This is a genomic window from Nocardia sp. NPDC051030 (assembly GCF_040683015.1).
In the GTDB taxonomy this organism is placed as follows: Bacteria; Actinomycetota; Actinomycetes; order Mycobacteriales; family Mycobacteriaceae; genus Nocardia.
In genome coordinates this window covers 228,611-241,667 of record NZ_JBFBCD010000006.1, presented here as the reverse complement: position 1 = coordinate 241,667, position 13,057 = coordinate 228,611, and the positions used below count along the sequence as shown (strand labels likewise).

Annotated in this window: 13 protein-coding genes; 8 read left to right on the top strand and 5 right to left on the bottom strand. The window is 62.3% G+C overall.

Features of this window, described 5'->3' with window-relative positions; translation table 11 throughout:
- Positions 1-179 precede the first annotated feature (179 nt).
- Entirely contained in the window at positions 180-1,037 is an 858-nt protein-coding gene (locus tag AB0N05_RS21945) for a hypothetical protein (RefSeq protein ID WP_364697135.1), read from the bottom strand.
- Between AB0N05_RS21945 and AB0N05_RS21940 the strand changes: the two genes are divergently transcribed.
- The 4 genes from AB0N05_RS21940 to AB0N05_RS21925 all read left to right on the top strand — a co-directional run bounded on the left by AB0N05_RS21940 (position 1,036) and on the right by AB0N05_RS21925 (position 5,546).
- Positions 1,036-2,523 (top strand): hypothetical protein, encoded by a 1,488-nt coding sequence (locus tag AB0N05_RS21940; protein WP_364697133.1) that lies wholly within the window; start codon positions 1,036-1,038, stop codon positions 2,521-2,523. The two genes, AB0N05_RS21945 and AB0N05_RS21940, sit on opposite strands and share 2 nt — an antisense overlap.
- Before the next feature lie 86 nt (positions 2,524-2,609).
- The gene (locus AB0N05_RS21935) at positions 2,610-2,930 is read left to right on the top strand and encodes a hypothetical protein (RefSeq protein WP_364697130.1); all 321 of its coding nucleotides are present in this window, start codon (positions 2,610-2,612) and stop codon (positions 2,928-2,930) included.
- A 4-nt stretch (positions 2,931-2,934) separates the two neighbouring features.
- Positions 2,935-3,435 (top strand): YbaB/EbfC family nucleoid-associated protein, encoded by a 501-nt coding sequence (locus AB0N05_RS21930; protein ID WP_364697127.1) that lies wholly within the window; start codon positions 2,935-2,937, stop codon positions 3,433-3,435.
- A gap of 149 nt (positions 3,436-3,584) precedes the next feature.
- Positions 3,585-5,546: a serine/threonine-protein kinase gene (locus AB0N05_RS21925; protein ID WP_364697124.1), complete on the top strand. Its 1,962-nt coding sequence runs from the start codon at positions 3,585-3,587 to the stop codon at positions 5,544-5,546.
- Positions 5,547-5,552: 6 nt separating this feature from the next.
- On the opposite strand, the gene AB0N05_RS21920 is transcribed toward AB0N05_RS21925, so the two are convergent.
- A complete protein-coding gene (locus AB0N05_RS21920) occupies positions 5,553-7,139 on the bottom strand; it encodes a YncE family protein (RefSeq protein ID WP_364697121.1) in 1,587 nt (528 codons plus the stop codon).
- Between the two features lie 283 nt (positions 7,140-7,422).
- On the opposite strand from AB0N05_RS21920, the gene AB0N05_RS21915 reads away from it, so the two are divergent.
- The 4 genes from AB0N05_RS21915 to AB0N05_RS21900 are packed head-to-tail and all read left to right on the top strand — an operon-like array spanning position 7,423 to position 10,528.
- A complete protein-coding gene (locus AB0N05_RS21915) occupies positions 7,423-8,481 on the top strand; it encodes a hypothetical protein (RefSeq protein WP_364697119.1) in 1,059 nt (352 codons plus the stop codon).
- A 33-nt stretch (positions 8,482-8,514) separates the two neighbouring features.
- On the top strand, positions 8,515-9,081 hold the full coding sequence (locus AB0N05_RS21910; RefSeq protein ID WP_364697116.1) for a hypothetical protein: 567 nt from the start codon (positions 8,515-8,517) through the stop codon (positions 9,079-9,081).
- Between the two features lie 32 nt (positions 9,082-9,113).
- Positions 9,114-9,599 carry a DUF6301 family protein gene (locus AB0N05_RS21905; protein ID WP_364697113.1) on the top strand — a complete coding sequence of 162 codons (486 nt, stop codon included), beginning with the start codon at positions 9,114-9,116 and terminating at the stop codon, positions 9,597-9,599.
- Positions 9,596-10,528 (top strand): hypothetical protein, encoded by a 933-nt coding sequence (locus tag AB0N05_RS21900; protein ID WP_364697110.1) that lies wholly within the window; start codon positions 9,596-9,598, stop codon positions 10,526-10,528. The genes AB0N05_RS21905 and AB0N05_RS21900 overlap by 4 nt, the downstream gene beginning before the upstream one ends.
- A gap of 35 nt (positions 10,529-10,563) precedes the next feature.
- Here AB0N05_RS21900 and AB0N05_RS21895 read toward each other — a convergent pair whose 3' ends face one another.
- The 3 genes from AB0N05_RS21895 to AB0N05_RS21885 all read right to left on the bottom strand — a co-directional run bounded on the left by AB0N05_RS21895 (position 10,564) and on the right by AB0N05_RS21885 (position 13,042).
- The gene (locus AB0N05_RS21895) at positions 10,564-10,950 is read right to left on the bottom strand and encodes a hypothetical protein (protein WP_364697107.1); all 387 of its coding nucleotides are present in this window, start codon (positions 10,948-10,950) and stop codon (positions 10,564-10,566) included.
- Positions 10,951-10,996: 46 nt separating this feature from the next.
- Entirely contained in the window at positions 10,997-12,184 is a 1,188-nt protein-coding gene (locus AB0N05_RS21890; RefSeq protein ID WP_364697104.1) for a hypothetical protein, read from the bottom strand.
- Positions 12,185-12,445: 261 nt separating this feature from the next.
- A complete protein-coding gene (locus AB0N05_RS21885) occupies positions 12,446-13,042 on the bottom strand; it encodes a hypothetical protein (RefSeq protein ID WP_364697101.1) in 597 nt (198 codons plus the stop codon).
- Positions 13,043-13,057 lie beyond the last annotated feature (15 nt).

Sequence of the window (13,057 nt, the reverse complement as noted above, 5' to 3'; positions counted from 1 at the left end):
TGATGACGAGGGGTGTCACCATGCGATCTCTGTGGTTCATCCCGCACGGCATCGCCGTTATCGGGCCCGAAAAGACCACCCATTACTGGGGCGGGTGGTCATCCACGCTCAACCCCCTCACCCGACGACAAGCCGCAGCGGTTGTCGCGCACGGGCAGCGCCGAGCCAGGGAACTCGTCTCACTCCTGGAGGGAGCCGGATTCGTCGCGAGTCACGACGGTTCGGAGAACTGGAGTCGCACCGATCTCGTTGGCGAGGGCTTCAACCGGGTTGACAAGGGATTCAACGGGCGGGTTCACGGCCTGGTCGCCGGGTTGACCTACGGCGGCCCAGCATCCGCGTTCGACGATCTGATCGAGCGGTTTTCCACCATTTGGTACGACGATTCCAGAGCGGTCAAGGGCCGTCCAGGCGAGGAACGCTACACAATGTTCCTCCCTCGTCGACATGGGCATTCCGGGGTTATCACGCTCACCAAACGGGATGCCCCGCAACGGATAACCGCAGGAATACAGCTGAGCAGCAAGCCCTTCTTCTACCGTTGGTCCAAGCGCGACCCGCTCTGGCGAACCCTTGTCCGCAGGCGAGATTCCACCCCAGAAGAGCAGCGAGCGCGCGAAGTCGAGCGTCTCGGTTTCATCGCACGAGACTGGCCGGTTCATGTCGCTCCACCCGGTGGGCTGCCACAATCCGAAGCCGTCGAACGGGTCCGCCTGTATCTCCAGGGTGCAGGGGTGCACACCAAACGAGCGAAGTTTCAGCCGCTGAGGGTCGACGACGGGTGGGATGTGACTGTCTCCGGAGACTCCGTCATGTCGGCTCTCGGCACCCTCCACATTGCCGATGACGGACGCATCAGCGCACGCAAGTAAACCTGGAGCAACCGTGATAGCCGGATCTGAAACACTGCCGGCGAATGTGTAGGGTCGCAGACGTATCCGAACGGGCAGCCAGTGCCGCCTGGTCGACGAGGGGAGCGACAGCGTGAACAGTCCGCAGGCCGGGAACCCGGATGACGAGTTCATGAAGACACTCATGAACAGTTTTGTACAGGCCGGTGGCGATCCCGATATCGGAATGACCGTTGTTTCCCATCCCGGACCGCAGACCACCGTCGATGAGAATCAGATCAACGAGCAAGCCCGCGAACTCAGCCATCGCATCGCCCGGGAACTCGCCGCCGACGGGCCGGAGGGCTGGGAACGCCTCGACGCCGTATTCGCATGGACAGTCGCCACACAGGCATGGAATGTCGTGTACACGGCACAGGAGCGCGTAGCGCGTGCCGAGCCTTCGCAGGCGACACTGCTTTTGGTGCAGGAGCAGCGCGAAGTCGCCGCACAGTTGCCCGACGGTCCGTGGTGGAGAATGCGGATTGTCCTCACCAGCGCCGGTGAGATACAGACGGACTATGACTACGGCGACGAGCCGTTCCCCGACGATCAATTGTTTCCGCCCGAGGCGTATCAGGCCGATCTCGCCGAATATCCGCGTCGGCGGCTGCCGGTCTGGCTGGCAGCGTATGTGGGGAACGACGGGCGACAGCAGCGCCCGCCGCGACTGGCTGCCGAGCAGGCTCGAATGGACCGCGCCAAGGGCATCCGCGGAGAAGCCTCCACGACGGACTTTCCTCCGCTGCCGCTGCTCTGGGCACGCTGGACGGCGATCGCAGCAACCTTCGCCGCTATCGAAGCGCCGCAAGGACCGCGGATCCTGCCGTCGCTCGCTTGGTACGAGAGCACGAAGCGCAGTGGCAGCACTCTCTATATCCTGCCGGGCGATCGAGCCGTCATCTCCGGCGGTGTCTGGAACTCACCTGAGTTGGACGCGGCATACAACGGCAGCACGCCAATGCCGGAACTCTATGCGGGAGCACCGGATTGGGTGACCGACGCGATTCTGAACCCGCGCACCGGATCCGGGTTGCTGTCATTCTGTTACTGGTGGGATAACGGCCGGTGGTACCGCGGCGGATCCCCGACCGGTCCCGGTCTGGCTGCTGCGGTGCCGGGCATCTGGACCGCCGACACCACGACCGAGATCATGGCCGGTGGGCTTGCCGAAGCCACCGGTGGACCGCTGACCGATCAGGTGAAGGCAGCACTGGCGACGCTGGTCGCGGCAGCAGAGGCGGGCGTCGTTACCTTCGACACCATCGCCGCCGCAATCGATCCGGCGCGATTCGACGTGGATGCCGCGCTCAATCAGTTCTCGCTCGCCGGGCTGCGCACGTTCGTCACCGCACCCCCGCTGTCTCGAATCGATGCGATCGAGCAAGTGCACCGGCACATTCTGAACAGCGGCCGGGACACCACCGGCTACCCGCTCGATCAGTTGACGGCAGACCGCATCGAGTCCGGCTGGATGGTTTACGTGCCGACGCAGCCGGGCGAAATCATGCTGGGTCGGGCGATCTACTACATCGCCGACGACGGAGTGATCGAAGCCTCATCGTCTTCGGTGCCTCCGACCGTATACATCGCAGGATTCACCCAGCGCTACCGCGCTAGAACCGCTCGCTGATCACGAAAACGGATGCTTCGCATTGCCTTCGACGCTGCTCAGCGGCTAATGTCGGCGGCATCGCCGCACGGGGAGGAGTCAGAGTCATGGCCGGAAAAGTTGAAGTAGATCCCGAACTACTACGGCAGGCGGGCACTAAAACCGCGAATGTGACAGACCGTTTCAAGTCAGTGCTTACCAGGCTGGAGTCCGCGATCGACGGCAAGGGCGAACCCTGGGGTGACGACACCTACGGCGAGAAGTTCGCCAACGGTGAAGACGGGAAGGGTTACACCGCCGCACGCGAGAACCTGACGAAGCTGACCGCAGACGCCTCCAAGAAGTCCGACGATCAGTCGACCGGGCAGAACGATTCGTCGAAGTTGCACGCCAACACGGATCAAACCAACGCCAGCGCTTTCAAGTAGCCCTATGGCCAACGAATTCATGAAGGCCGAACTCGCGTCGATGATCGACGAGTTCCAGGTGCAGATGGCGGTCCTCGCCGACATTCAGCAGAAGCGTGCCCAACTCACCGCCGCCGGAACGGCATTGCAGAAGCGAGTGACAGTAACCCTGAACGCCGACGGTGTGGTCATCGAAACCAAATTCGTTGACACCGAAGACCTCACCCACGAGGAACTGGCCAAGGCGGTCACCGAGGCTGCCCAAACCGCCGCAACCGAATTGGGCCGGAAGAGTGCCGAACTCATGAACCCGATCCAGGAACGTCGCGGCCGCATGCCAAAAATGTCGGACCTGATCGAGGACCTTCCCGATCTCAATGAGCGCATCCCCGAACCGATTCCGGCCTCCACCGCTCCACCGAATGCTCCTGAGCGCCAGCGGCGCGACCCGGAAATGGTCTTCACCGACGTCGAAGAGCTCGACGACCTCAGGCCGGGACGAATCAGCGCGAACGATAATTGGTGACCGGCGCTCTAGTAGGCCAACGCAAGCATGTCAGTCAGGTCGAGCTTCATATCTCAGATGTAGCTCGCTGTGCCTGTCGACAGAGATGATTGCAGAAATCTGGAGGGGATTTCCATGACCAGCACGCACGCTCACGAGAATAACCGCCGGTGACTGTCAGCACTGGAGCCGTTATCGGCGGGTATCGGATCGAGCGGGTTCTGGGTACGGGTGGGATGGGCAGCGTGTATTTGGCTGCGCATCCGACGCTTCCTCGCTTCGATGCTTTGAAGGTTCTCCAACCTCAGCTGAGTAGTGATCCCGAATACCGGGCCAGGTTCATCCGCGAAGCGAATATCGTTGCCGGACTCACGCATCCGAACATCGTGTCGGTTTACGACCGCGGCGAGGACCAGGGCTATCTGTGGATCGCCATGCAGTATGTCGAGGGTGTCGACGCCGGCACGCTGTTGGCTCAGGATCCACAGTCGATCCCGCCGCAGCGGGCACTGCACATCATCGGTGAGATCGGTAAAGGCCTGGACTACGCGCACCAGCATGGCCTGCTGCACCGTGATGTGAAGCCCTCCAATTTCTTGCTCTCGTCCCGGGACTGGCGGCAGGTCCTGCTTTCCGATTTCGGTATTGCCAAATCGGCGGCGGATGCGACGGAGCTGACCCGGACGGGTGGTCTCGTCGCGACACTCGCCTACGCCTCGCCGGAGCAGCTCCGCGGGCAAGCGGTAGACCACCGGTCCGATATCTATAGTCTCGCGTGCTCGCTGTACAAGCTCCTTACCGGCCAGAATCCGTATCCGGCAACGGAAGCGGCGCAGGTTATGCATGCGCACCTGTACTCGCCACCGCCCCGGGTGACCGTGCCGTGCCCGCATCTCCCGCCTGCGCTCGACGAGATACTCGCGATCGCGCTGGCGAAGCATCCGGCCGATAGATTCGTCAGCTGCCACGAGTTGGTCTCGGCGGTGGGGCATGCGTTGGAAGGGCCTACAGCACCGGTCCAGCACTATGCGCCGCCCATCCCGACTATGCCTGCTGTGGGCCCGGTTCCACCGGCTTTCGGGACCGGCGTAGGCCCGAATCGCCGGCGGCGGAAGACAATAGCCATCACGGCCGCGGCGGGAGTAGCCGTCGCCGCTGTGGCCGCCGCCGGCTTTGTTATCGCGAATCGAGACACTGCCGCTGGCGGTAAGACCGGCCAGGCAATCACCGAGATCCCAGTCGGCAGCGCAATGGACGGAACGATGGATGCCGATCCGAGCACCCACTCGCTCTATCTGGCCAACCCGTCGAGCAACTCCGTCACCGTCATCGATATGACTTCCAACAAAGTCACAGCGACTATTCCGGTCGGGGAAAACCCCAGAGGCGTGGCGGTGGATTCGGTCAACCGGACGGTCTATGTCGTCAACAGCGGATCCAACAGTGGGTCTACGACCAATGCCGCCAGCACCGTCTCGATCATCGACACCTCGACCAATAAGGTCACCGCGACCGTTCCCACCGGGAAGTCCTCGTGGAATGTGGCTGTGGACACCAAAACTCACCTCGTGTACGTCGTCGACATTACCGATCCTGCAATCGCACCCAACGACATGAGCAGCGACGTTTCGGTGATCGATCCGGCCACCAAAACTGTCGTCGCCACCATCCCCCATGTCGGATTTCAGTCGGAGGACGTAGCGGTAGACCCGACCACGGGCATGGCTTACGTCACGAGCTTCAGCGACGGCAGCGTGAAAGTCGTCGACACTACATCGCGCGCAGTTGTTTCGTCGATCCAGCCCGGCGGTATGCCTGGGCGGATCGCTCTCGATCCGAGTAGTCATACCGCCTATGTGACATCTGGATCGGGGCTTGCCGTCGTCGACACCATCACCAATACCCGCAGTACGATCATCCCCGCGGATTGCCGCCTGCACGGGGTGACTGTCGATCCGGGTCACGCGGTCTACGCGGCATGCACTTCCGAAGGGGTGGTAGTCATCGACCCCAATACCCGGACCATCCGCGAAACCTTGAGTGTCCCTTCGGATGTGGGAATCGCTGCTGACCCCGGTAGCCACATCCTGTACGTCTACGGTGGAGGATACGTCTCGGCGATCAAGCGGTGAGGTGAACTACCGCTTGAGCACCACTAACTTTCCAGGCGCCGCCTGGTCAGTGCCGTAAACAGCATGCGTTTGCGGGTCGACTGCCACCGATCCCGGCGAACTCCACATGTATGAGCTGTTGCCGCGGCCAACCGTTGTCGTCACGGTGTTGGTCGCGGTATCGAGCACCGAGATTCCCCTGGGGGATTCCAGAGTCCCGAAGTAGAGGACATGGTTGTCCGGGTCTACCGCCAGGGATTCGACCACTGACTTCCCGATATCGACGGATCGCGCGATCGTATTGGTCGTCATCGAGACCGACGTGATGGATTTGGTGGGCGAGGTGTAGTCAGAGAAAAGTACGTGCACCAGCCCTCCGTTCGAATCGACAGCGAGTCGCAGGGCGCGAGCTTCGAAATGTACTGTGGCCATGACAGTCCGGGTGTTCGGATCGAGAGCCACGAGTGACGAGCCCGAGCCTTTTCGATCCCAGACGCTGGCATAAACGGTGTGTGTGAATGGATTGACGGCCACATCCATCGGCCTCCCGCCCATAACGTCGTGCTCCACTGTGCCGATCAGCGTGTTGGAACTGGTGTCGATTATCGCTATGCCGTAGTTGTCATCGTCGTAGCCGATGGTGACGTAAGCCCTGTTGGCGTCCTGGTCGACCGCGATGCGCTTGGCGTGGCGGCCGATCGGGATTACCGCATCGACCTTCGGGGAGCCGTACTTTCGGGTCGCGATGACATTGATCCATCCCTGGCCGTGGCCGTCGGTGGTACTCACATACACAGCACCGGCCTTCGCGTTGGCGGCCACGCTGGTGACAGAGTTGCTTATGGGGAGCAAGCCCTTGGTTGTCATCGTCGTCGTGTCGATCATCCACACTGTGTTGTCGAGGGTGTCAGCGATATAAGCGGTCTTGCCCTCGATCGCGATGTCCTCTGGGTGCGTTCCGAGCGGCACTGTTCCACTCACCGCGGGGACCGTCGAATTTGCTGTGGGCGTAGTCGTCTGTGCCTCAGCCGAAGCGGCAGGTGCACTGTCCTGTTTGAAAACAGCCACCGTGGCAAAGCCGGAAACCAGCGCAGCGACAATTCCGCAGATGGCGGCGATCAGAATTGTCTGTCTACGGCCATTTTTCACCGGTGGCGGTGACAGAGCGGGCGGCAGGAGGGTGGGTGGCGGCGTGGACAACGGGGCCTGGCGCACCGGGGTCAGTGCTTCCATATGCGGCTTACCGAGCGCCGCGATCGCCAATTCTCGACGCGAATCGTCCACCACACCGACCTGAAAACCGCGATTCATGATGTGCTGCACCAGCTCAGGTTCCGGCGGCAGACCGTGTTTGCGCAGATAGTGCGGCACCGAACCCGCCCACACCCAGACACCGTCGGTGCGATAGTTCAGCGGCACATCGCTGTCACTGGGCGCGAACTCGTCTACGTCCAGGCTGCGTGCGGCGAATACCACCGGTGCCGATTCCAGATATGCGAGCAACGCGTCACGCAATCCGGAGTCGACGGGATACCTGTTCACAGTCGGTCGCCCAACCTCGTCGCGGCCGTCGTACACGCGGGCAAGACGTAAGGCCGCCACCGGTTGGCTCATTGTTCGGAACCCCTCCACTCCCCTGTACACAGCGCCCGACAGCATAACTGGTTCCGTACCGGACGGCCTTTCAGCGTTGACCGCCGGCATCGTGGTCTGCACGAATCCTCTAGGGTGCTAGCGGTACAGAACTACCGCAGGGGGGCCGATGAACTCGACGTACCAGCAGAATCCGCCGCACCAGTTCGCTCCGGGATTCGGATCCCCGATCGGGGCCGGGGGTGCCCCGAATCAGAACTCGCCGCAGCCGCATGGAAGGTCGTCGAGCAAACGCCTACGCACCGTGCTGCTGGCGATCGTCGCAGGCATTGTGGTCGGAGTCGCCGCCGGCGCGACAGTGGTTGTCGTAACCCAGGATGACTCCAGCGAAGCCAGGTTTGCAGATACCGCGCGGACCGTTCGAACCAATATCCCACTCTCGGATTACAGTTCGCACCGCGAGTTGACGGTTGGTTCGCACACCGCGTTCATCACCGACGGCGACGGAGCAGTCCGGGCGATCGATCTCGCTTCCGGTGAAGTCTCCTTCATCAAGGTTGGTTCCGTATCCTCCGGCGCTGCAATCGATCCCGGCACCGGCACGCTGTACGTCGCGGCTAACGACGGCGGGGTGGACAAGAGCAAAGTGAGCGTGATCTCCGCCTCGACCAAGTCGATCCAAGCCAATGTCGCTGTCACCTCGGCAGCGGAGGTCGTCGCGGTCGACTCCGAAAGCCACACGGTCTACGTGGCCGGCGTCGTCGGCCCGACATGGGACGACAAGACCTCCGCGCTCTCGATCATCGACGCAAAGACCAATGCACTGACCGCCGAGATCCCGATCGAGGGGCGAGTCTCCGATATGGTCGCGGATCCGAAGACCCACTTGGTGTATGCCGCAATCTATCGGGGCAGCAGCACGGTCCTGACCATCATCGATCCCGCCGCGAAGTCTGCGACCGCCACCATTCCGCTGGGAACCTATGCAAGCGGCCTGGCCTTCAGCTCGAAAACGAACACTCTCTACGCAACGGTCAACGAGAAGGAACTTCTCGACCCTGCGGTGCTGTATGTCATCGATCCGCAGGGAAAGACGGTCACCTCGAAGGTCCCACTCACCCAGACAGCACCTGACTTGGGGGTCGACCCGAGCACCGGCGACATCTTCATCATCGGGGGTGACGACAAGGACCATGCGGGATACCTGAAGGTGTATGGCGCAGCTCCCGGTGACGCAAAGGGCAAAGTCACAGTCACGCCGGAAATGAAGACCGTCGGGTTCGCCGACACAACCCTCGACCAGACCACCGGCAACGTGTACGTCCTCGACAACAGCGGCACGCTCTTCGCAATCGAGCGCTGAGTAGGACGCTTCAACCGTTCGTACAACTCCCCGATGGAGGTATCGCCGGTGCCGGAGCCGTACCGCACCCCGGACCAGGTGGAGGGATACCTGGCCCACATCTTCCCGCCTGGCTCGAAGTTCCACATCTATCCGACGGCGTACGGCTGGGTTTGCCATCCGAATCTCTCTGCGGACAACTCCCAGAACACAACCCAGCCAAGTGAACCGGGGCAGGCGAACTTTGTGGTGAACGCCCGGACGGGAGCGGTGACCGTGCACCCGAGCCTTCACCCAGCACTGATCGGCAAACAGTACGACGAAGCGATCCGGAACGGACTGCCGATCCCAGGAGATCAGATCTATCCCCTGCGGTGGAGGGTGACCCTGCAAAGAACACGGGAAGACGAGACCGAGCTCGAATACCAGGTGACGGCGGCATCCCTGATCGAACCAGCAGAACCGACGAACAGCTACCTACTGATCATCGGCAAGAAAACGCTGCAGCCGCGGAGGAGCCTGATCGAAGCCCCGGAGCCGTTCACCCGCGCGATGACCTGGGCACGCAGGCACTATCGAACGACCTCGAAGTGGCCGGAAACCGGGATGTTCGAGTACTAGAAACCGACAACCTACAGCGATGGGGGGCTCCGATGACGGAATGGCGGACGTTGACCGATAGCGAGATCGTCGAACTCGCCACTCGGCTGCGCTCACTCGAATGGTCATGGACCTTGGCGGACGCACCGAAACTGATCACGGACTTCGGATGGACCCTCAACCACACTTTGTCCGAGTCGGTGAAGTTCGACACCGGATTCGGCAGATCCTCCGGCGGAATATCCAGCCTGGGAGGACGGCCCGCACGAATCAGCGTGCGCGTCACCACTTATGCGGGCAACGATGGCTGGGCGAGGGTGACTGACGCATTCGCCGCCATGACGGCGGCGCTGACTGGCGCGGTCGGTACTCCGACTGCCCGCATTCCGGGTAAGTATCCCGAAATTCGCTGGGCCGGTGCACAAACCACGCTGCTTCTCAAGGCCTTGCCCCTGTCCGTGCACCTGGACCTGTGGACCAATGAGGGGCTCGCCGATAACGACGAGATCAGCGAATCTCAAGAGCAGGGACTGTTTTGACCGACTGGGACAAGTTTACCGACCGGCTGGCCGAGCAGTTGAGCACACTTCCCGACGGCGCGGTCGTGACCCTCAGCGGTGCCGGCCCCTCGACGTCGTACGTCGTCCATTCACAGGTCGTGCAACTCAGCGACGCAGTCTGGGGAGAATTCCAAGGCAGACCGAAGTCCGACCGCGAGACCCCCTTCGGGACCGACTCGACGGTAATGACCACGGCCGGATGGCAGCCACCCGGCAACACCGATCACGGCACCAACTGGTGGATCGAACTGCCATGGCCGTCGAACTCCGCGAACTATCGCCGGCTGGCGACCATGATCGTCACCGGATTCCGCCGATTCCATCAAATTCCCAGCCCCACGGCACTGACTTACGACGCCTGGAACACCGACGCGCGCAACCACTACTACTCACTCGAGCTGCCACTACTCGGAATCCCTTCCCTCCGCGACAGCCAGAAACTCCCGGATCCCCCACCCGCCCCCGTAGTAGCTACCAGACCGGCCTGGCCCTCCCTTGAGTACGACGAGGTCATGACGCTGGCTACGCAGCTGATCTCACTCGACCCTGCCTGGCAGCACGATCCCGACCTCGTAGCGCGGACCTTCCGATGGGTGATGCGCGAACTCGCGCCCGGCGTGTATCAACTCGACACCGGCCCGGAAACAGCCAAGGGGTACCTCTACTGGAAGGACGGCCGAGCGCAAGCACTGGAAATCCCGATCAGCACGCCGATACCCGACGACGATCAGCCGAGACTCGGCTACCGCTACACGTTGCTGACTCCCACCTTGTACGAAGCCCTCGGCGACTCCACCGAGCCACCTTCCACCTATCCCAGCGAAACCACTTGGGTCAATGCCGATCTCAGACTCGTCGTGTTTCACACATTGACCGATATCCGACTACTCCTCGTCCCCAAACGCTAGAGCAGACTCCGGCAGACCATTCCGAACGGCCCACACTACAAGTCGTTTCGGCGCGCCTTATCTTCCTTCATCTTCCGGACGTAGTGATCGTCGTCCCACGAGACATCCTCATGGTCTGGCGGGTCACCCTTCCAGGAGAAGAACCACTCGATCCAGTCCTCGCTCGGCAATTCGCTGACCGACGATCCATCGACAGCCAGGACGCGTGAAAACTCCTCCGCCGCTGCGCGATCTACGATCTCCCAGCGGTCATCGTTCTTGTAGTCGGTGGTGAATCTGATCGCTCGCGCGGGGTCGTATTGCCACATCTGTATCCGCTGAGCCCAGACCAACGCATCATCGGACTCGCTCGTGGTCACGAAGATGGTGAAGGGCGGCGTCTTTCCGAATTCTCCCTTGCAAACCGCCTTGTAGTACAGCACGTCACACTCCTCAACGCCGCAGGATCGTTCACGTGGGTGCAGACTTTCACCCGCCGGTTATGGCCTTCACCGCAAGGTCTTTTGCCGCCTCGCTGACCTCTCCGTGTCGGAAGCCGCGAGTGACTATGTGCCGCACCAAATCCGGCTCCGGCGGGACGCCGTGCTTGTGCAGGTAGTGCGGGACGGCTCCCGACCAGATCCAGAAGCCGTCGGTGTGGAAGTTCAGGGGTACGTCTCGGTCGCCGGGGGCGAATTCGTCTTCGTCCAGGCTGCGGGCGGCCAGGACTATGGGGGCAGATTCGAGGTAGGCGAGTACTGCGGTGCGGGTGTGCGGGTTGAGGGCCGGGCGGTCGACGGTGGGGCGGCCGTCTGTGCTGCGGCCGTCGTAAACCCGGGCCATACGCGGTGGATGAGTGGGGAGGGGCTGCGGTGCAAAGGGATTCGGGGGTGGGGGCGAGGCGAAGGCTGGCGGCGGCCGAAGGGCAGGCTGCGGCTGGGGAGCCGCGAGATTCGAGACCAGGCTGGCGATGATCGCGCCGATCGACAGCACGAAGGCCGCGGTGATCACCCATGCGCCGGGTCCGGCGGTATTCATTACGAGGCCGGTCCGCTCCATCGTCTGCGATACGACGGTCAGTGTCGTGCCGGACAGCAGTCCGGCAGCCAACGGCCCCGCAATACGGACCAGCTGGCTCCGAACTCCACTGCCCGCGAACAGGAGAACCGCCACGGCGATCGAAATAAGACCGGCGAGAACCAGCACCGGACCCAGCATCCGGATTGGCCCACCCGATTCGTGCCAGCTCCAGGCGGAATAGTGGCGGGTTAGATTCAGGAACGACCCGCCGATCGTCAACACTGCGCCGAGTATCAGGAATACACCCGCGACCGCACCCGACACCCGGCCTCCAGCCGCAGAGTGACCAGCGGATACACCTGGCGCACTGCCAGATCCGGACGGCCGCGTGTTCGCTCCTGCGATAGCGATCCCGGTCGTGACCAGCACCGCAATCGACAGGATCGCAGCGAAGGCCAGCAGCCAGAAATTCGACCCCAGGCGGCTGATCGCATGTCCGAAGTCGTCGATCGCCCACGCAAACGACAGCACGTCGAGGATCGGGGGCACAGTCGTCCCAATCGCCAAACCCGCAGCCAGCCCGGCGAATCCACGCGCACCGGCACTCCGTGCGCCGAGGCCGGCGAGCAGGAGCACCCCGGTGATACCCGCGACCACGCCGCACAGGACAGGTCCGATGTAAAACCAAAGGTCCGAGCGCGGCTCACCGAGGAATGTAGAAACGACCACCAGACCCGCGACAGCGACCAACAAGCCGCCCACCACTCGCCAGACCGCGGAACCGCCCGCAGACGGCGTCGGCCCAACCGGCGAAACATTGGGACTGAATGGATTCGGCACCGGGGCGGGATTGTGGAAACTACTCACCCAGCGACCCTAAATGATCTCGGACCGACGTGTTCCCCGCGGCATCCGCAGCTACCGGCGTCGTCCCTGAGGCTCGATTTCACGGCCCATCAGGGCGAGAGCTTCGGCGGGGAAGAGTTCCCGTGGCAGGGACACGCCCTTCCACACCCGATAGCGCAGGTATACGACGGGACCGTGATCGGTGAGTTCGTCGATCTCGTCGTAGGAGACGGTTGTGGTTCCGGTCGCGAGGATCACGTCGAGGGAATCCTGGCGGTAGAGGACTCGGAGGGTCTTGCCTTTGGAGGCGTAGGCCCGATAGTCCTTCGATGGCCAGACGAACTTCATCGCGATGACGGGCACCATGAGGACGAGCGTGACGGCCAGTAGGCCGAAGTAGATCTTGATGATGCCGAGCAGGCCGTCGCCATTGTGGCTGGTGTTCGTTATGACGTCGAAAATGTGCTTCGCCATCAGGATCAGTGGAATCGTGGCCACGAGGATCCACATCAACGGTGAGCGGATCATCATTGGCAGGGTTGCCCGTTGCAGCTGGATCGCGGTGCCGGATTGCGCGACCACGGACACGTCCAGCGGTAGCGAAGGCTGTTGCCGCGCAGCGCCGGACAAGTTCCCGGGCGTCGAGTTGTCAGGATACGGCTGGTTCATTACTCCCCCTTGTTC